Raw genomic sequence first — 21,314 nt, forward strand, 5'->3', positions numbered from 1 at the left:
TAGGGTGTGGGAGAGTAGCACGCCGCCGCATTATTCTTGTGAGGGGGAGCCTGTACAGGCTCCCCCTCTTTTCATATCCGAACACGGATCGCCTCACGGAAGACCGACGGGGGCTTCCTGCTTGGTCATTGCTTATCCGCACCGGGGCTTGGGTCCGCCGCCCCATGCGCGGGAAGCCCGCCAGGGGATTCCCGTGTGGTCATGTGCGGTCGGGGTCTTCCGGCTCCTGCCGGGGTCGTGGGGATTGTCTCTTGTCTGCCGTCGTCGGTGCGGCACGGGACTACACAACCATATGACCCAGCGCGATGGCAGTGGTGAGTACGTAAGCCTCACGGGGGTCGGTGGCGTCCCAGCCGGTCGTCTCCGCCGCGCGCTTGAGACGGTAGCGAATCGTATTGGGATGCACGTTGAGCTCCTTGGCGGTGGCTTCCAACGAGCCACCGAACTGCAGGAACGTGGAGACGGTGCGCAAAGTCGGATCATCCGGACCTGCCGCGGTAAGACTGCCATATACCACGCGTACCAACTCGTCACGCGCATCTGTATCTCCAATAAGCGCGCGTTCAGGTAACGCGTCATCGGTACGCAACGGCCGCGGAATCGACTGAAGCGTAACGGTGAGTGCGGGAGCGGCCTTGAGGCAGTACAGCGCGGTACGCACGGATCGCATGGCCCCTTCGGCACCGGCAAGTTGAGGCCCCATCGCCAATGGACGGTCGGCCGCGAACGCTCCAGCGACGGTATTGCAAATCACCTCGGGAGTCGCTGCACCGGACTGATGCACCAGCGCAACAACAGCGTTGCGGCTATCGTCACGTTTACCGCGGTTCTTTCGGCTACTAGCAGCACCGGCAGCCTCTGCCGTACCGTCGTTACCTGCCGACGGCGTAATGTGGGACTTTACTGAATCGTGAGCGGCCACCGTCAGCCCGCTGACCTGATAGTCGGCGGTTACACATGTGCCGCCGAAATCAGCCACGATTTTCTCGATATCCTTGCGGGTACGGACTGCGGACCGTGCCGGGTACCCGGCAATGGCGTAACAGTCAAAATCACCAGTAAACCCGAGGATGGCGAACAAGGAAGACACGCGTTCGTCGGCAATCTCGTGGAATAGGCATTCGAACAGTACCGTACGTACGCGGTCGAGCGCTGTGGCATCGGCATTGTTGGCAGCGTCGTCGGCAAGCAGTTCGAGGAAATCTGAAGGCATAGCCACTAGTGTAGCCGCGCCAACCGCAGCAGCAGTACAACGATGGTGCGGTTAGTGCGGCTGACAACACAGACGCACTATAGAAAGGACGCTATAGGACGCTATAGGAATTCGTGTGCGGGCTTTCCCCGCAGCATAGGCCCCATCTATTCGAGATTCGCGCGTGACCTCTGCGGCCGTTCGCCTGACACGCGCTGTGCATGGAGTTCGCGCCGAGTATCACGCCAATACGTCAGCACCACGAAACCGAATACGAACGCGACCGGCAGCATGTGTCGTTCGAAATTATTGGCGGGCGCAGTGATCATCACACCCATGAGCAACAGCAGCGGAATATGCGTCATCAAGGTGAGCCAACGGCGGCGAATCACTTCGGCTGCACCAATCAGCAAAGTGGCCACCACGTAGAAATTGCCGTGCGCCACCCAGCCGAGGACCGGTACATGCCCCCATGCGCGGGAGAACTGGGCCACCTGCTCGCGCCACTGATGGTTATACGCTTTGATCCAAGCGGAGTTCTTCTGTACATAATCGCTGGCCACATAGTAATCCATCGCCACATAGGGCTGATCGGTCACATTGAAGTAACCGAAGCATTTGGCCAGCAGCGCGTCCAAGGCGATGATCGGATTGTCCTTGACAATCGCAAGCCACGCCTTGTTGAAGTTGTTCATATCTTCCGGGGTAACGGTACGCCACTTATAACTTACTTTTTTGGACTGTATACCGGAAGACTTCACCGGATCAGCATCCTGCTGGGAATACGCGTCCGCCATCTGGTCCAGATTGAACACGGGGGAGAGATTCTTCTTGGCTTCTTCGGAAATGCCGTTCGGGTTGCGTTTGGCCACGCGTGCGATCATTTGCAGCTGTACGCCGCGGCTTTCGATCGGATCACCGCCGATAATCGCACCAGATGCGATCGCAAAAGAGATACCGCCGTGAATCAGCACGGTGGGAATCAGCAGGGCCGCAACGTACGTGGCCCATCGGCGACGGTCGGCGATCAGTGCCAGCACCACCTGCAGGGCGATGATATACCACGCGTACTTTGCGGAGATCAGCATCACCGATGTGGAAGCGATAAAAGCAAGGAGGCTGTGCCGTGGCAAACGCAACGGTGCGGTCAACGCCGGTGCGCTTGCCGACTGAGCGGTGGATTTCGCGCTGTCGTGACGTTCGTTACGCCCGCCGCGCTTGCTGACGGGCCGCCAGGTCTGGGTAAGTTCATACCAGATGCCGAACCACCAGACGAACGAGAATGCGAACAGAGGCGACTTGGTGAGGGAGATCGTGGCGAATACCGCCAGCGGACAGGTGAGGAAGAACAACAGAATCAGGAATCGTGCCAGCGGTCCGGCGAATCGCGGTGACGTTTCGTCAAGTCCGGCCTTGACCAGCCACGGACGATTCAGGAAGCGATTGGCGGTGGCCGCGCAGCAGAACACGGCGAACAGCATCTGACCCACGGCAAGCACCACAATGCCGGCGTCGTTGGAGCCGGTCAGGTACCGTGAGAACGTGGCCGCGCCGCCGTAGAGCAAGGTGAGCACCACGTTATGTTGGTCGGTGAGATACGTGGGATTGTCGGGCCACATGTAGTGCGCGGTAGGATACACATCCATCGGCACGAACGAGAAGAAGCCGATATACGGCTGTTTCAGGCCGGTCCATTGATTCCACACCCATGCGAATTCGCGAATCTGCGAGCGAAGATCCGCGCCGAACGCGGCCAGCAGCGTGGTTGGAATCCACAGCCACCCGATGAAGAACACCAGTGCGAGTTTCCAGAATCGATCGGTGCCGCGCATAATCCAGCGTCCCGCCGCAGCGAAAGCCTGTGCGATTGCCGCGGTGATGCGTTGCGCGGTGATGCGGGGGCGCGAGGGTTGTTGTGGCGTGTGTGAGGTATACGGCTGCGGCTGAGCGGCAGCGTTTGAAGCGTTTATATGGGCGTCATGCGTATGAGCCTTGGAGCCGTTGGCTGCGGTAGGGACGGTGCCGGGACGCTGATCGGGGCTGAAATACCGTTGCGCGAATCGATGCCAGCACTCGTCAAGCGTGGAAGGCAACACGTGGCCGGTGGCTGCGAAGCGTACCAATAGCAGGATGATGCCGAGGTAGATGATGAACGAGCCTGCGAAAATGGCGGTGTTCGTCCAGTTCCAGTTAGCGAGCGTACCGTTGTCGAGATCCCAATACAGTGGGCCGACCGCAGTGCACAGGGCGAGCCACAGGCATGCCAGCACGGCCAGCGTCCATCGCGCGATCGCACCCACATGGCGCAACGTGGGGTGTGCGCACGTGCGTGAGTCAGGATGATGCGATGCGGCGGCAGGCTTTGAGATGGCTGGTGACGTCATGTCAGTCAATGGTAGCCGCATACGTCAACTGTGGCGTTCTGGCGGGTGATGCGCGGCAATGCGGGTGATGAAGTGATGCGTGAAGCGTGAAGCGGGTGCGAGCAGTGCGGTGCGCGATGATGCGTAGCGGGTGGTCGGGCGGTACCCGATGGGTGATGAGCGATGGGTGATGAGCGATGAGTGGTGAGCGATGCGCGGCAGTGATGCGCAGTGGGGTGACAGGGCGGCACCCGATGGGTGGTGAGTGGGACAATCCAGCGTTTGTGGCGTTTGCGGCGGATCGTACCACGGGCTTGCGGAGCAGTCGATGCTGCCGATTTCGCAAAATGGTGGAATTCCGGGGATTTGTTGTGACTGGTGTGTGGGACGAAACTTACGGCAATCGTTTGCTGTGCGTATAGGGGCAAGGTAGCGCGGTACGATGCGCCCAAACAGCCATATGTGTATGTCGTACCGCACGGAGTGCATCACTGAGACGCAATCGGTAACGCTCGCTCGCGAATCTGCGCAAACGTTCAACGGTGTATGGCTATCGGACAGTTCCGTAGGGAGAAAAACATAATTCGGACCGGTTTCCGGACCAATCGTGGAATGAATCGTGAATCGTCGGCAGCTGTGAGGAGATTACCCCTGATGTCGGTGCCACGTTCGATGAAGGAGAGCATCGCGCCCTTATGGCCGAGCTGCAGATGAAGAACAGTGAGTGGCCTCTCGCTGCTCCTCATTCGTTGTCGCCGTTTAGCGTGAACGGCAGAAGACATTGCCGGGCGTCCGGATTGTATTCGGACGGGTCACGGAAGCCTTGCCATATGGTTTCCGGAAAGATCTCGTCGGAGAACGCCATCCACTCTTCCAACAGGTTTACGGAATGGTCGGCGAGCCAGCGGTATTGCAGACCGTCCATCGCGCTCATCGCGAGCGTATAGAGATGGTAGAAGCGTTCTTCATCGTATCCGTGAGGCAGAATCCAATTCATCGAACCGATCTGCTCCCAGGCGCGCAGGTGACGTCCGATGAAGAACCGGTGTGCGGGATGCGTGGGGTTGAGCGCCTCGCCGTTGAGCATTGAAAACAGCTGCACCATTTCCGGACGTCGCAGGTTGTACAGTACGATGTTGGTGCAATAGCGCGGGAAACAATAGCAATGGTGACCGTCGAAATCAGTAACAGCGGACGTGGCTGCGTTGTACTCGTCCGCTTCGGACGTATCGTAGCCTTCGGCAAGCACCATGTTGAGTAATTCGTTTTTCGAGCGAATGTAATGGTAGAGCGCCGCCTCGGTGATGCTGATCTCGTCGGCGATGTCTTGCAGCGACATGCCCCAGAAACCCTTGGAGGCGATGACCTTAATCGCGGCCTGTATGATCTGCAGATGCCGCTCTTCGGGACTCATGCGCTTGCGCTTCTCGAAAGTGGTGCCGGATGTCGTGTCCCTCACCATGGATTGATGGGTGGCTCGCGAGGCGGCGGGCCAACTGCTCTGGTCTTTCAGAAACTGTTCCCATGCTGCGACGGGCATTACGGCTTCCTTATCTCTACGGTTCTGTTGTGCCGCCGACCGCCGCTGATCGCTACTTATCAGCCGTCGCCCGGCAGCACAGTCGCTGGGCACGTTGGGCTCTGCTGCAACGAGGCGAGAGCCTCAAGCAAGAGCCCAACGTGAATGTAACAAACCCAGAACATCAGAACGTGACGGTGACGTCTACGGTAGTCGCACCGTCGGTCGGTACCGGTACCGTGCTGCCGTCAATCACCTTGCCGTTGACGGTGAGCGTGCGCTCGCCGGTACGGTCGAGCGTGATGCGGTAGGTGACGCCGCGGAACACGCGTGTGATGGTCAGGTGCGTGTACTCGGCGGGCAGGTGAGGTTCGATGGCCAGACCGTCGAGGGTGGGACGGATGCCGAGCAGGTACTGGGAGACGTCCACGAACGTCCAGGCGGCGGTGCCGGTGAGCCAGGAGTTCTTGCCCTCACCCGGAATCGCGGCTTCCGGACCGGCGACCATCTGGCAGTACACGTAAGGTTCCACCTTGCGGATGTCGGACTTGTCTTCCAGCCATGCCGGGCAGTTGCGGCGGTAGACGGCGAACGCCTCCTCATCGTTGCCGGCCAAAGCGTTGGCGATCGACACCCACGGGTTGTTATGGCAGAAGATGCCGCCGTTTTCCTTGTATCCGCGCGGGTAGGTGGAGATTTCACCGAGCTCGATGCGGTAGGTGGAGTAAGCGGGAGCGAGGATTGCGGTGCCCCATTCGCAGGTCAGGCGATCCTTGACCGATTTGAGCGCGGCCTGCGCCTTGCCGTCGTCCAAGCCGATGCCGGCCATGACGCACATGCCCTGAGGCTCGATGTAGATCTGGCCTTCGGTGTCGTCGATGGTGCCGACCGGACGGGAGTAGGCATCGTAGGCGCGGCGGAACCATGCACCGTCCCAGCCGGCGGTTTTGACGGCTTCGGTCATCGCGTCGATCGCGTCGCGCACGACCCCGACCTCAGCGGCCACCTCGTCGGCGGACATGCCGCACGCCTCGCCGTAGTGCGCGAGAATATCGGCGTACTGGCCGCCATACAGCACGAACATGCCGCCGATGAACACCGATTCGGCGATGCCGGTGTCGTTGTTCTCCACAGTCTGGAAGCTTTCGCCCGGGGTGGCGGAGAAGCAGTTGAGATTCAGGCAGTCGTTCCAGTCGGCGCGGCCGATGAGCGGCAGCTTATGCGGGCCGAGATGGTTCATCGTGAAGTTCGCGGAGCGGCGCAGATGCTCCAGCAGCGGCACTTCGGACCCCTCGACGTTGTTGAACGGCACCGGTTCGGTCAAGATCGAAGCGTCGCCGGTTTCGGCAAGGTAGGCGTTCACGCCGGCGATCAGCCACAGCGGATCATCGTTGAAGCCGCCGCCGATGTCGGCGTTGCCCTTCTTGGTGAGCGGCTGGTACTGGTGCCATGCGGAACCGTCCTCCATCTGCGTGGAGGCGATGTCGATGATGCGCTCGCGTGCGCGCTCGGGCACGAGATGCACGAAGCCGAGCAGATCTTGGTTCGAATCGCGGAAGCCCATGCCGCGGCCCATACCGGACTCGTAGTAGGAGGCGGAGCGGGACATGTTGAATGTGACCATGCACTGGTACTGATGCCAGATATTGACCATGCGGTCGAGCTTGCTGTCGCCGGATTCGACGCTGTAGGTGCTCAGCAGACCGTTCCAGTACTGCTTGAGTTCGTCAAGCGCGGCTTCGACCTTCTCGGTCGTGTCGAAGCGGGCGAACAGCTCATGCGCCGGCTTCTTGTTGATGATGCCGACCTTGGCCGGATCGTTCGGATCCTCCCATTTCTGGTCGTTCGGCACTTCGATGTAGCCGAGCGTGAAGATCAACGACTTCGTCTCGCCCGGATCGACGGTGACGCGCACGCGGTTCGCGGCGATCGGGTACCAGCCGTGTGCCACGGAGTCGTGCGCCTTGCCTTCGGCGATAACCTGCGGGGTGTCCCAACCGTTGAACTGGCCCAGGAATTCGTCGCGGCTGGTGTCGAATCCGATGACCGGTGCGTTCACGCCGTAGAACGCGTAGTGGTTGCGGCGCTCCTTGAACTCGGTCTTGTGGTAGAGCAGGGTGGATTCGTCGCGTCGCTCGACCTCGACCTCGCCGGTGGACAGGTTGCGCTGGAAGTTGCTGGAATCATCGACGGCATTCCACAGACACCATTCGACCAGGCCGGTCACATCGACGGTTTTCGGTGCGCCGTTGATGTTGGTGATGTCGAGACGGTTGATTTCAGCGGCGGTGTGCAGCGGGACGAACGCGGTAAGCTCGGTGCGGATGCCGGCTTTGGATGCCTCGAAGACGGTGTAGCCGATGCCGTGACGGCACTGGTAGCTGTCGAGCGGGGTCTTGACGGGCAGGAAGGTGGGGGAGAAGGTTTCGACCGGCTTGGCGTCCGGGGTGTCGCCACTCATGATGCTCACGTAGTAGTTGCGTGTGCCGTTGTCGAACGGAACGTTGTTGTAACGGTAGCGGGTGATGCGGCGGAGCTTGGCGTCCTTGTAGAACGAGTAGCCGCCTCCCGTGTTGGAGATCAGCGAGAAGAAGTCCTCGTTGCCCAGATAGTTGATCCACGGCAGAGGGGTGGCGGGGGTTTCGATCACGTATTCGCGGTTCGCATCATCAAAATGACCGTATCGCATGAGGTTCCTTTCGGCTGCTTCGTTGCTGTTGCGGCACCGGCGGAAGTCTTTTCCGCGAGGGCCGTGCGTCAATGCGTACGGCATCATTGTAGCACTTATTTATAAGGTTATAAATAAGTGTTGGGCATGTAATTGGAAAGTGGGTATGGGCGGGTAATCGGGGTGTGTGTTGGAGGTCGGGGAATGGGGTGTGATTTAGGTCACGTGTGAACGCTCACAAAGGGTCGATGGCTGAAAATGATTGGAATTGTGCGGTTTTTCGTGGGATATCGGGGCTGATTCGGTCCGTGCCACGGGTAAGGTAACACCCATGATGATTGCTTTGAAAGCTGCAACGCCGCAGCTGCCCAAAACCAAGGCCGTCGCTGATCAAGTGATTGCGCTTGACGAAGTCGGCTCGACCAACGCGCTGGCCGCACAAATGGTAGGCAGCGGCGCGATGCCGTTGCACAAGCGCGACGATGGCGCGATGGCGGTGGCTGTCGTCGCCGCCGACCGGCAGACCGCCGGTCGTGGGCGCAATGGGCACCGGTGGGTGAGCCAGCCCGGTCGGTGCTCGACAATTTCCTATGCGGTACGTGTGCCACGCGCGATCGCCACAGACAGTTCGATCAACGGCTGGCTGCAGATGATCGCCGGTCTGGTGACGCTGGACGCGTTGAATGGCATGATGCGGGAATATGGGGCCGTGCCGAATCAGCCTGACTGCTTCTTGGAACTGAAATGGCCGAACGATGTGTTCTGCCATGGGCTCAAGATGGGTGGGCTGCTTTCGGAATTGGTGCTGCTTCCGGCCGAGTCCGAGACCGCTGAAGGTGCGGCGGCGGGCAATGTGGGCGATACGGGCGATGTAAATGACGCAGCCGATGCGGGCGACGATGTGGTGATCGTATTCGGCGTCGGTCTGAATCTGGCGTTGGGTGCTTGCCGTCTGCCTACGCCAAACTCCACTTCGCTGCAACTGCATGCGGCCGGACTGCCGTCGTTCGATGAGATGCGCGATGATGTGGCATGCCGACAGGTCGAAGGTTTCCGCGAGCGGCTGACGAAGTTCTTCGCTGACCCTCATGGTCAGGCCGAGGCGCTGCGTGAGGAAATGAAAACCGTATGTTGGGCGCGTGGCCGTCAGGTCGAAGCCCACTTTACGGACGGTTCCACGCTCACCGGTGAGGCAATCGGCCTGACCGAGGATGCTTCGCTGATTCTGCGGACGGACGATGGCGTGGAACATACGGTTCGCACTGCGGACGTGGGTGTGCTGTAAGTGCAGGCGTGCGTAGACGCACGTCCCCATTACGGCGATTGATTGTCGCCGGTATCAGCGGTGATGCCGACGATGTGAGAAAAGGAAGAGAGCACGGCCTGTTTGGGCGCCGGAATTTCCGGTTGCCCAAACAGGCCGTTGTTATATGTCGCTGGTTGTTCAGCGGCCCAGCTTGGCAAGGCCTGCGGCGGCAAGCGAGGCGACCACGGCCTTGACGACGTCACCGGCCACAAATCCCATGGATGCCAAGGCCACAGCGGCCAGAGGGGCACCGGTCAATGCGGACTGCACCAAGAAGCCGAATGCGTAGACCACTACAACGCAGCCGATCGTCGACGCGGCGAAATAACGAATTGCGGCGAGAGCTGTCTCGGCGAATCCGGCGGCGTGGGTTGCCGCCTTGCCTTTCAGCAACGCGGTCACTACCACGCCCGGCAGGAACCCGATGAGGAATCCGGCGCTCGGGCCCACCAACGCCATGGTGGATGCGCCGCCGGCGAAGACCGGCAGTCCGGCCGCGCCGGCAACCAGATACAGCGCGATGGCAGATCCGGCCTGACGCCAGGAGAGCATAAGGCCTGCCAGCATCACCACGAAGGTCTGCAGCGTGATCGGCACCGGCGTACCCGGAATCGGGATTTCTCCGGCGGCCGAAGCCAGCCACAGCAGAGCGGCGAACATCACCGGCTTCCATGAAACGGCGATAAGACGGCGGGTGAATGAAACGGTGGTCGTTGCGTTGGACGCTGTGGTGTGTGAAGTCTGCATGATGTGATTCCCCTTCGGTCGCGATCCGTACCGTCTTGTTGTGCGCTACGGCAATGCGATATCTCATGGGAGGGATGCCGACTGATGCAGCGCGTGGCGGGAGCGGTACGGATGTTGCTGGATGAATGGTTGCGGTGATTCGCGATGCGAAGCCTTCCCCTCAACAGTTGCCATCCTAAGGATGTGCGGTTTCGTGCGGTTTCGTGCCGAGCTACAAAAATACGGATTCCGGTTTGTTGAAAATTGACGAAATAGCGCTTGCGCGTCAATGGTGAAAAACGTGAGATAAGAGCCTGAATAACGTTGGAATCACGGTGTTTGTCGAGGTTTAAAGACTATGGTTACGCTTGCGAAACTTACGCTGACGTTTGTTGGGTCTCTACAAAAGGCCATGTGTTGTTTTGTGTGAACAGGCCTTGCTGATCGATGGTGTGTGAGGCAAGAATTTGACAGTATGGCTCACTCTGTCAATACATTGCTGATCGCGAATCGCGGGGAAATCGCGTTGCGCGTGGTGCGTACGGCCAAGGAGATGGGGATCAGGACCGTGGCCGTCTACGCCGAACAGGATCGCGACGGCCGTTACGTAGACATGGCCGACGAAGCGTACCTGCTTTCCGGCGACACCTATAAAGACACGTATCTCAACGAGGATCTGCTCATCGACATTCTGCATCGCAGCGGTGCGGACGCCGTGCATCCCGGCTACGGATTCCTCTCCGAAGTGCCGAGCTTCGCGCAGAAGGTCGAAGCGGCCGGTGCCATATGGGTAGGTCCGCATCACACCGCGCTGGTGGACCTCGGCGACAAGATCACCGCACGTCGCGTGGCCTTGCGTGCCAAAGTGCCGCCGGTGCCGGGCTTGTCCGAACCGGTGCAGGACATTCGCACCCTGCTCGACTTCGCGCACACCCACGGTTACCCGATCATGATGAAGCGCACCGACGGCGGTGGCGGACATGGCATCACCGTGGTCCACGACGACGAGGAGTTGCGCCGCTTCTACACCAATCATGATGCGTTGCAGGGCGGAGATCTGAACGAATACTTCATCGAAAAGTTCATCGACAAGGCCCGCCACGTCGAGACCCAGTCCGGTCGTGACTCGCACGGCAACTTCACCGTCTACTCCACCCGCGACTGCTCGCTGCAGCGCCGCAACCAGAAGCTCGTGGAGGAGGCCCCCGCGCCGTTCCTGTCTCAGGAGATCGTCGATACGCTCACGGAATACTCCCGCAGACTGTTCACTACCGTGGATTACGTGGGTTTGGGCACCTGCGAATTCATGGTGACGCCCAATGGCAAGGTCTACTTCCTGGAAGTCAACCCACGACTGCAGGTCGAGCATACCGTCTCTGAGGAGGTCAGCGGCCTCGACCTGGTGCGCGAACAGCTGGTCATCGCCTCCGGCGGCACGCTGACACGTGCTCCCGAGCCGCGTGGCCACAGCTTCGAACTGCGCATCACCAGCGAAGACCCGGCCAAGAACCTGACCCCGGGTGCCGGCACGCTGGAGAAGATTCAATGGCCGGCAGGCCCTGGCGTGCGCATCGACACCGGTGTGGAGCAAGGCGACACCATTTCGCCGAAATTCGATTCGATGATGGGCAAGGTGATCGTCACCGCACAGGATCGTGCCGCCGCCGTGGCGCGCGTGCGCCGCGTGCTCGATGAGCTGGTGATCGAAGGCGTGCCCACGCCGATTCCACTGTTCAAGGAAATCTTCTCGAACGACGACTTCACCGCCGAGCACAGCCATCCGTTTGCCGTCTCCACCAAATGGCTGGAGCGCACGTACCTCAACCGCACGCCTGACTCGGCGCGCGCCGGGCAGCCGGCCTCGCTGGGCGCAGCCGCATCCGGCACTCCGGGTGCCGCTGCAAGCCAGCCGGATAAGACCAAGTCCGAAACGTTCGTCATCGAAATGAACGACCGCCGTGTCAAGCTCACCGTGCCACTGGACATCGTGGAGAATCTGACCGGTTCCGCCCGCGCCCGTAACGCCAAGCGTCCCACGCAGCCGTTGCGCGGTGCCGGACTGCACAACGCCGACTCCAGTGCGACCAAGGTGAACGACGGTGCCAAATCCGGCGTCATCGCCTCGCCGATGCAGGCCGTCGTCACGCGCATCAACGTGTCCGAAGGCCAGCAAGTGGCCAAGGGAGACCTGTTGGTGGTGCTCGAATCCATGAAGATGGAGAACTACGTGTACGCGCCGGCCGCCGGCGAAGTGACCAAGATTTTTGTGGGGCCCGCGGACGGCGTGGAAGCCGGCGACACGCTGGTCACGCTGGACGTGGCCGCAGGCAAGACCTCCAGCGCCGCCCAATCGGACAGCCAGGTGGCCAACCAGGCCAAGGAAGGCGGTAAGAATGACTGACATCATGGATTCGCCGGCCGTCAAAGCCGCGCAGGTCGCCGCCCAGCCGTCCGCCCATCAGCCGTTACGCGCCGCGGTGGTCAAAGCTGCCGAGCTGGCCCGCGCCGCCGAGGAGCGCGCCCGCGACAAACAGCACGCCAAAGGCAAGAAAACCGCGCGCGAACGCCTCGACATGCTGTTCGACACCGGTACGTTCGAGGAAATCGGCCGCTTCCAAGGCGGCAACATCGCCGCCGGCAACGCAGGTGCGGCCGTTATCACCGGTTTCGGCTTGGTTTATGGGCGCAAAGTAGCCGTCTACGCACAGGACTTCTCCGTCAAAGGCGGCACGCTGGGCACTGCGGAAGGTGAGAAGATCTGCCGTCTGATGGACATGGCCATCGACCTCAAAGTGCCGATCGTAGCCATTGTGGATTCCGGCGGCGCTCGTATCCAGGAAGGCGTGGCGGCGCTGACCCAATACGGCCGCATCTTCCGCAAAACCTGCGAAGCCAGCGGCTTCGTGCCCCAGCTGAGCCTGATTCTCGGACCTTGCGCAGGCGGTGCGGTCTACTGCCCGGCGCTGACGGATCTGATCATCATGACCCGCGAGAATTCGAATATGTTCGTCACCGGACCGGACGTGGTCAAGGCGGCCACCGGTGAAACCATCTCGATGGCGGACCTCGGCGGCGGCGAAGTGCACAACAAGGTGTCCGGTGTGGCCCACTATCTCGGCGAGGACGAGTCCGACGCCATCGACTACGCGCGTACGGTGCTTGCCTACCTGCCGTCCAACGCCGAAGGCAAGCCGCCGGTCTACGCCTACGCCGCCACGCGTGCCGAGCGCGATACGGCCAAGCGACTCGCCCAGATCGTGCCCGCCAACGAACGCCAGCCCTACGACATGCTCGACGTGATCCGCTGCATCGTGGACTACGGCGAATTCGTACAGGTTCAGGAACTCTTCGGCGCCTCTGCGCTCGTGGGATTCGCCTGCATCGAGGGGCATCCGGTGGGTGTTGTGGCCAACCAGCCGAACATCAGGGCCGGTATCCTGGACGTCGACTCCTCCGAAAAAGTCGCACGGTTCGTGCGTCTGTGCGACGCATTCAACCTGCCTGTCATCACGTTGGTGGACGTGCCCGGATACAAGCCCGGCTCCGATCAGGAACACGCCGGCATCATTCGCCGCGGCGCCAAGGTGATCTACGCCTACGCCAACGCACAGGTGCCGCTGGTGACCGTAGTGCTGCGCAAAGCGTTCGGCGGCGCCTACATCGTGATGGGCTCCAAGGCCATCGGCGCAGACCTGAACTTCGCTTGGCCCAGCTCGCAGATCGCCGTACTTGGCGCGGCCGGTGCGGTGAACATCATCCACCGGCACGATCTGGCCAAAGCCAAGGCCGCCGGTCAGGATGTGGAAGCGCTGAGGGCCAAGTACATCAAGGATTACGAGACCAGCACAGTCAATGCGAATCTTTCGCTGGAAATTGGGCAGATCGACGCCATGATCGACCCCGAACAGACCCGCGAAGTCATCGTCGAATCCCTCGCCACCCTCGCCACCAAGCGTCGTGTGAAACGCACCTCCAAGCACCACGGCAACCAGCCGCTGTGACCCCGCATCGGGTAGGTCGCAGCCCGGTGGCCCGCCGACTGACGAAGCCATCCACATAACCCAACTTTGTAAGACGTCAACCAATCAACCAACGCAAGGAACACCAATGACTACTTTCTTCCTCAATCGCCTGGCCGCCGAGCCGCACGCGCTCGCCTTCGCCGGACAGTCGACCCCGTGGCCTGTCGCGCTCGCCGACCAGACCACCGATCCCAGCCTTGACGAGGCGCTGCACGCCCACGCCGATGCGGCCGGTCGACTGCTCGCCCCAGTCGCCGCCGACCTGCTGGCCACCACAGGCCGCCCGGTCGATCTGTTCGGTTTCACGCCGAATCCGGCTCGTCTCGGTGCCGCCGCTGATGCCACCGCGTCTGTTGAAGGCATCGCGCTCACCCAGTTAGGTGCATTGCTTGACCTTGAGCATTTGGGATATGCGATTGCCCAAGCCAAGCCGGTTGCCGTGCTCGGCCACTCGCAAGGCGTGCTCGCCGTACACATGGCTCGCGCTATTGCCGCCGCCGGTTCCGTGAAGGGCGCGGCCGATGCGCTGGACGAAATCCTCGCCGCCGCTGCGCTGATCGGTGCCGCCGGCACCCGTCGCGTTCGCGAACTCGGCTTGGCCGCCAAGAATGGCGAGGCCAGTCCGATGCTGTCCGTCAAGGGAGCCACGTTGGCGCAAGTCAAGGCGCTGATCGCGCGTGTGGATGCCGCCGGTCGCGCTCGCGGCCCGATCTCCGTCGCCGTGACCAACTCGGCCAATCATTACGTACTTTCCGGCTATCCGGAAGATCTGGCCGCGTTCGCCGTGGAAGCCGAACGCGAGCACAAGCATCAGGCCAAGTTGCGCGAAGAGAAGTTGCGCGGTGGCACTGTGTTCGCCCCCGTCCTCGAATACCTTGAGGTCACTCTGCCGTTCCACTCGCCGCTGATGGTTGAAGCCGTGGAACAGACCGTTGCTTGGGCTGCGGCTTGCGGCTTCGACCAGGATCGCACCCGTGCGCTCGCCGAAGAAGTGCTTATCAACCACGTGGATTGGAACGCCCGCGTCAAGTCCCTGCTTGATCAGGCGGAGGATCCGGCCAAGCTGTGGATTGTGGACCTGGGCCCGGGCAATACGCTCGGCAAGCTGATCGGTAACGTGGTCGAGGGCACCGGTGCAGGCGTGGTGGAAGCCACCACATTGGCCGAGCGAGCGGCGCTGTCCACGTTGGACGGCGAGCCGGAGCGTACGCAGAATTGGAAGGCCTTTGCCCCGCATGTGGTCTCCACGCCGGCCGGTGACAAGCTCGTCACCAAGTTCTCTCGCTTGACCGGCAAGCCTCCGGTGCTGCTGCCCGGCATGACTCCCACCACCGTGGAGCCGGAAATCGTGGCGGCGGCCGCCAACGCCGGTTATTGGGCCGAGCTCGCCGGTGGCGGTCAGGTGACCGCCGAGGTGTTCGACCGTCACGTGGCCGCGCTGGAAGAACAGTTGGAGGAAGGCCGCACTGTCGAGTTCAACGCCATGTTCATGGACCGCTATCTGTGGAACCTGCAGTTCGGTTCGTCGCGCATCGTACCGAAGAAGCGTGCGTCCGGCGCGCCTATCGATGGCGTGGTGGTTTCCGCCGGCATTCCGGAGCTCGACGAAGCCGTATCCCTGATCAAGTCGCTGCAGGAGGACGGTCTGCCGTACGTGAGCTTCAAGCCCGGTACCGTGGACCAGATTCGTCAGGTGGTCGCGATCGCCAAGGCTGTGGCGCCGACCACCATCATGATTCAGGTGGAAGGCGGTGAGGCCGGCGGACACCACAGCTGGGAAGCTCTGGATGACCTGTTGGCCGCCACCTACGCCGATGTGCGCGCCTGCGAGAATCTGGTGCTCGTGGCCGGCGGCGGCATCGGCACTCCCGAACGTGCCGCCGACTACATTTCCGGCCAGTGGTCCCGTGCGTACGGACTGCCGGATATGCCGGTGGACGGCGTGCTGGTGGGCACTGCGGTGATGACCGCCAAGGAGGCGCACACCAGCCCCGAAGTCAAGCAGCTGCTCGTCAAGACGCCTGGCATTCCGGCCGTTTCCGCCGCCGGTGCCGCTGGCGCGCTCGATGCTGCGTCTGCCGATGATCCGTTCGCCCCTCAGGCCGCCCATTGGGTGCCCTCCGGCAAGTCGGTGGGCGGTGTGTCTTCAGGCCTGAGCCATTTGCATGCGGACATCTACGAGTTGGAGAACTCCTCCGCCGCTTGCGGCCGTCTGCTCGTGCGTGTCATGAAGCACCCGGAAGAGTTAGAATCCCGCCGCAGCGAAATCATCGAGGCCCTGAACAAGACCGCCAAGCCCTACTTCGGCGATCTCAACACCATGACCTACCTCGGCTGGGCGCAGCGTTTCGCCGAACTTGCCTACCCGTGGGCCGATCCCACCTATGCCGATCGTTTCCAGCATCTGCTCCAGCGCATCGAGGCCCGCGTCAATGTGCAGGACTCCGGTGAGTTCACCTCCCGACTGTTCGCCGCAGACGGCACTTCCGCCGCCGACGCCGCGGCTGCGGGACTGCTGACCCGAGACGACATTCTCGCCGACCCCGCACCGTCACTGGCCAAGCTCGCCGAAATCTACCCTGAAGTCGCTACGCTCACGGTGGTGCCGTCGGACGTCGCTTGGTTCCCGGTGCTCGTACGCGAATACCCCAAGCCGATGCCGTTCGTACCGGTTATCGACAACGATCTGCTGCGCTGGTGGGGGCAGGATCAGCTCTGGCAATCCGAAGATCCGCGGTACTCTGCAGATTCCGTGCGTGCCATCCCCGGTCCGATTTCCGTGGCCGGCATCACCACGGTGGACGAGCCGGTCGCCGATATTCTCGGCCGCTTCGAACACGCCGCCATCGAACGTGTCAAGAGCGCTGATGCTGCCGATGCTGTCGCTTCCGATGAGGCGCAAGGTTTTGCGGCCCTGGGGTCTGCCACGAATGCCGAAGACTTCATTCGCAAGTCCCCGAACATCTCTTGGGTGGGGCACATCACCGACAATCCTGCCTACGGCACCGCTCTGGGCGACAAGCACTATGAGATTCGTGCGTTTGATGCCGCAGCCGGCAAGTACGACCTTGACATTCACCTCGATACCTTCTGGGACAACGATCCGGACGGTGGCGTATCCAAGCACGCCGTGCGTGACATCGTCATCCCGCTGATCGTGGACGGTGCCGAGCCGGGCCGTGTGCCGGTCGTGGACCGCGAGCGACTGATCCCGGACGTGTATGCGATGCTCGCCGCCACCGCCGGCATCGGCAACACCGCCATTACCGGCGACAAGCTCACCGCGATGCCGGAGATCGTGCCGGCTGAAGGTCGCGTGTTCGGTGAAGCACACACCGCCTACACGCTGTCCGCCAACCTCGGTTTCGACCATGAAGCGGCCACCGGTGGCGCGTTGCCGACCGTGTTGCAGCCCAGCCGCATCGCACCGGACGCACTGGTAGGACCGGCATGGCCGGCGATCTATGCGGCGCTCGGTTCCGTATCCGTCAACGGTTATCCGGTGATCGAGGGCCTGCTCAACGCCGTACATCTCGACCATCTCATCGAACTTGAAGTCAATGAAGAAGAGTTGCTGAGCCACGTCGGCGAGACGATTGCACTGACTTCCTGGGCTGAGGACTACTTCGAGTCCGCATCCGGTCGCGTGGTCACCATTCACGTGATCCACACCGCCGCCGACGGCACGCTGCTTGCCCGCGAAACTGAGCGTTTCGCCATTCGCGGCCGTGTCTACTCCGATGCGTTGCCGGTCGATGCGCCTGAATTCGGCGACGCCTCGCACGATGAAGTCGAGCCCACGCCTCGTCGCTTGCTGCGCCGTGTGAAGGTCACCGCTCCGGGGGATATGACCGCATTCGCCCGTACCTCCGGCGACTTCAACCCGATCCACACCTCCACGCGCGGCGCTCGTATCTCCGGTCTGAAGGCTCCGCTTGTGCACGGCATGTGGCTGTCCGCCACCGCGCAGCACGCGGTGCAGGCCACCGACGAGAAGGGCGCCCATTACGAGATCGCCGGCTGGACCTACAACATGTACGGCATGGTTCAGCTGAACGATCAGGTGGAGATCTCCGTGGAGCGCGTCGGCAAGGTGCGCCACGGCGGCATCACTCTAGAGGTCACCTGCCGTATCGACGGTCAGCTGGTCTCCCGCGGCACCGCGCTGGTTCGCGCGCCGCGCGCCGCCTTCGTCTACCCCGGCCAAGGCATCCAGAAGCAGGGCATGGTGCTCGACGAGCGTGCCAAGTCCGCCGCCGCCCGCGATGTGTGGGAGCGTGCCGACAAGCTGACTCGCTCGAAGCTCGGTTTCTCGATCATCGGACTCGTACGCGATAATCCCAAGGAATTGACCGCCAATGGCGTCACCTACCGCCATCCCGAGGGTCTGCTTAACCTGACCCAGTTCACGCAGGTGGCGCTCGCCACCGTGGCCTTCGCCCAGACCGCACGTCTGCACGAAGCCGGCGCTGACATCTGGCCCGCCTACTTCGCCGGCCATTCGCTCGGCGAATACAACGCGCTGTCCGCTTTCGCCGGTGTGATTCCGCTGGAAACCGTGCTGGAGCTCGTGTTCCACCGCGGTTCGACCATGCATCACCTCATCGATCGTGACGCCCAGGGCCGTTCCAACTACCGCATGGGTGCGCTTCGCCCGAACCAGTTCGGTGTGGACGACGCCCACGTGAAGGAATACGTGGAATCCGTGGCCAAGAAGAGCGGCGAGTTCCTGCAAATCGTGAACTACAACCTCGCCGGTCAGCAGTACGCCATCGCCGGCACGATCGCCGGTCTCAAGGCGCTGAAGGCCGATGCCGCCCGTCGCGTCGCCGAATACGGCGGCAAGCCCGCGTTCATGCTGGTGCCGGGCATCGATGTACCGTTCCATTCCACGCTGCTTCGTAAGGGCGTGCCGGAATTCCGCGACAAGCTCGATGCGTTGCTGCCGCAGCACATCGACTACCGTGGCCGCCTGGTGGGCCGCTACATTCCGAACCTTGTGGCCGTGCCGTTTGAAATGACCCGCGAATTCGCCGCCAAGATTCTTGAAGTGGTGCCGTCCGAGCGCATCAAGGCCGCTCTTGATGACCCGGCCGTATGGGATTCCTATGCCGCCGACGATCAAAAACTCGGCCGACTGTTGTTGACCGAACTGCTTTCGTGGCAGTTCGCCTCCCCGGTGCGTTGGATTGAAACCCAGGCGCTGCTGTTCGGCTCGCGGACCGCTGGCGGACTCGGTGTTGAGGAATACGTCGAGGTGGGACTCGGCAACGCTCCGACGTTGGCCAACCTCGGTGCCAAGACCTTGCGTCTGCCTGAATTCGCCGGCAGCGATACCGTGGTGTACAACGTCGGCCGTGATGAAGGCCGTGTGTACATGACCGATTCGGATTCGCTGGTGCCTGACGAGGATGATGATTCGACGGCCGCTCCGGCTCCGGTGGAGACCGCTCCCGCCGGCGGTTCCGCCGTTGCGCAGCTTGGCTCCGGCGCTGCCGCCAACAGTGCTGCCGCCAACCTTGGTTCTGCTCCGGCTCCGGCTGCCGTGGTTTCCGCGACTGCCCCTGCCGCAGCGTCCGGTGCCGCCGTCGCCGACTTGCCGTTCAAGGCCTCCGATGGCATCGGCGTGCTTATGGCCTACGCCGCGAAGGTGCGTCTCGACCAGATCGGCAGCAACGACACCACCGACACCCTGACCAACGGTGTTTCTTCGCGCCGCAACCAGCTGTTGATGGACATCAGCTCCGAACTGGGAGTCGCCAGCGTGGATGGTGCCGCCGAAGCGACGCTTGACAAGCTCGCCGCAATCGTCAACAAGGCCGCCCCGAACTACAAGCCGTTCGGTGCCGTGCTCTCCGAAGCGTTGCGTGATCGTCTGCGCGCCCTGTTCGGTGCCGCCGGCGTCAAGCAGCAGTACATCCGCGATCGCGTGACCAACGTATGGCAGCTTGGCGAAGGTTGGGTGGCCAGCGTGCTCGCCGCGCTGCTGCTCGACACCCGCGAGGGCTCCAGCTCCCGTGGCGGCGATCTGGCCAAGCTGCCGACTGCCGCTGTGCAGTCCAAGGCCGAAGCGGACAAACTCATCGACGCCGCCGTGCAGGCCGTCGCCCAGCTCAAGGGCGTTTCGGTCGCCCTGCCGTCCGCCGGTGGTGCGGCCGGTGGTGCCGTAGTGGATTCCGCGGCGTTGGACGCCTTCGCCGAGAAGGTCACCGGTGCCGACGGTGTGCTCGCCGCCACCGCACGGTTCGTCTTGAACGAACTCGGCGTCGCTGCTCCGGCTCCTGAAGAGGCCGACGATGAGAACGCTGCCGTAGTGGCCGCCGTTGAAGCCGAACTCGGCTCCGACTGGCCGAAGCAGGTCGAGCCGCGCTTCGACGCCAACAAGGCCATTCTCTTCGATGACCGTTGGGCCTCCGCTCGTGAGGATCTGGCTCGTGCCTACTACGGCCACGATGCTTCCGCGCTTGCCGGCAGCTTCGTCGGCCTCGGCAAGACCATTGCCGACGAAGCGACGTGGTTTGCGGATCAGCTCTCGACTTCCTCCTCGACTTCCTCTGATGAGGAAGACCTCAAGGCCGCCTTCCAAAAGGTCGCATCTGAGGCTCTCGAACCAGTCGCTTCCGACGCTGCCGCCTCCCGTTTCGCGAGCGACATCGCCATCGTGACCGGCGTAAGCCCGAACTCGATCGCCGCCCAGGTGGTCGAAGGCTTGCTCGCCGGCGGTGCCACCGTGGTGGCCACCTCGCACAGCTTCAAGCCATCCATCAAGGCTTGGGGTGCGCAGGCCTACCGCGAACACGCCTCTGGCAACGCCAAGCTGTGGCTGGTGCCGGCCAACCTCTCCAGCTATCGTGATGTGGATGCGCTGGTTGACTGGGTGGGCCACGAGCAGAAGAAGACCTCCGGAGCTACGACCACCGTGCTCAAGCCCGCCTACGAACCGACGCTGTTCTTCCCGTTCGCGGCTCCTCCGGTGCACGGTACGTTGGCCGATGCCGGCGACCTGTTCGAATCGCAGGCCCGACTCATGCTCTGGGGTGTGGAACGTGCCATCGCGGGCCTGTCCAAGATCGGTGCCGACACCAACGTGCAGCACAAGCTGCATGTGGTGCTGCCCGGTTCCCCGAACCGTGGCGTCTTCGGCGGTGACGGTGCGTACGGCGAAGTCAAGTCCGCCTTCGATGCCGTGGTGAACCGTGCCCGTGCCGAGCGTGACGCATGGTCCAGCCGTGTGACCTTCGCTCACCCGAAGATCGGTTGGGTGCGTGGCACCGGTCTGATGGGCGGCAACGACCCGCTGGTGGACGTCGTGGAGCGTCACGGCATCCACACCTATTCCACCGCGCAGATCGCCGCCAAGCTGCTCGACCTGTGCACCGCCGAATCGCGTGCTCAAGCGGCCCAGGCTCCGCTCGACGTGGACCTGACCGGCGGCCTTGGTTCTGAACCCATCGATATCAAGGCGTTGCGTGCGGAGGCGTTAAACGGACAGTCCAGTGGACTGTCCGTAGCCGACGC

General features: G+C 62.2%; 8 protein-coding genes and 1 pseudogene. 4 read left to right on the forward strand and 5 right to left on the reverse strand.

The features are described 5' to 3' along the window. Positions 1 to 280: 280 nt before the first annotated feature. From CUU80_RS08615 to CUU80_RS08630, 4 genes are all read right to left on the reverse strand, one after another. On the reverse strand, positions 281 to 1,213 hold the full coding sequence (locus CUU80_RS08615; protein WP_100496913.1) for a PucR family transcriptional regulator: 933 nt from the start codon (positions 1,211 to 1,213) through the stop codon (positions 281 to 283). A gap of 146 nt (positions 1,214 to 1,359) precedes the next feature. Beyond that, on the reverse strand, positions 1,360 to 3,576 hold the full coding sequence (locus CUU80_RS08620) for a DUF6020 family protein (RefSeq protein WP_165775910.1): 2,217 nt from the start codon (positions 3,574 to 3,576) through the stop codon (positions 1,360 to 1,362). 721 nt (positions 3,577 to 4,297) lie between these two features. After that, positions 4,298 to 5,095: a TetR/AcrR family transcriptional regulator gene (locus CUU80_RS08625; RefSeq protein ID WP_100496915.1), complete on the reverse strand. Its 798-nt coding sequence runs from the start codon at positions 5,093 to 5,095 to the stop codon at positions 4,298 to 4,300. Positions 5,096 to 5,258: 163 nt separating this feature from the next. After that, entirely contained in the window at positions 5,259 to 7,763 is a 2,505-nt protein-coding gene (locus CUU80_RS08630; RefSeq protein WP_100496916.1) for a glycoside hydrolase family 94 protein, read from the reverse strand. A gap of 310 nt (positions 7,764 to 8,073) precedes the next feature. Here CUU80_RS08630 and CUU80_RS08635 point away from each other — a divergent pair, with 310 nt between their 5' ends. After that, the gene (locus CUU80_RS08635) at positions 8,074 to 9,027 is read left to right on the forward strand and encodes a biotin--[acetyl-CoA-carboxylase] ligase (protein ID WP_100496917.1); all 954 of its coding nucleotides are present in this window, start codon (positions 8,074 to 8,076) and stop codon (positions 9,025 to 9,027) included. 159 nt (positions 9,028 to 9,186) lie between these two features. Here CUU80_RS08635 and CUU80_RS08640 read toward each other — a convergent pair whose 3' ends face one another. Beyond that, entirely contained in the window at positions 9,187 to 9,795 is a 609-nt protein-coding gene (locus CUU80_RS08640) for a biotin transporter BioY (protein WP_100496918.1), read from the reverse strand. A gap of 454 nt (positions 9,796 to 10,249) precedes the next feature. On the opposite strand from CUU80_RS08640, the gene CUU80_RS08645 reads away from it, so the two are divergent. The 3 genes and pseudogenes from CUU80_RS08645 to CUU80_RS08655 all read left to right on the forward strand — a co-directional run. After that, on the forward strand, positions 10,250 to 12,175 hold the full coding sequence (locus CUU80_RS08645) for an ATP-binding protein (protein WP_100496919.1): 1,926 nt from the start codon (positions 10,250 to 10,252) through the stop codon (positions 12,173 to 12,175). Further along, positions 12,168 to 13,775, forward strand: coding sequence for an acyl-CoA carboxylase subunit beta (locus CUU80_RS08650; protein ID WP_100496920.1), 1,608 nt, complete (start codon positions 12,168 to 12,170; stop codon positions 13,773 to 13,775). Before CUU80_RS08645 ends, CUU80_RS08650 begins: the two co-directional genes overlap by 8 nt. Positions 13,776 to 13,881: 106 nt before the next feature. Continuing rightward, positions 13,882 to 21,280, forward strand: a pseudogene (locus tag CUU80_RS08655) (fatty acid synthase subunit beta domain-containing protein); the annotation flags it as partial. Between the last annotated feature and the right edge of the window lie 34 nt (positions 21,281 to 21,314).

Source organism: Bifidobacterium scaligerum (assembly GCF_002802865.1).
Lineage (GTDB): Bacteria > Actinomycetota > Actinomycetes > Actinomycetales > Bifidobacteriaceae > Bifidobacterium > Bifidobacterium scaligerum.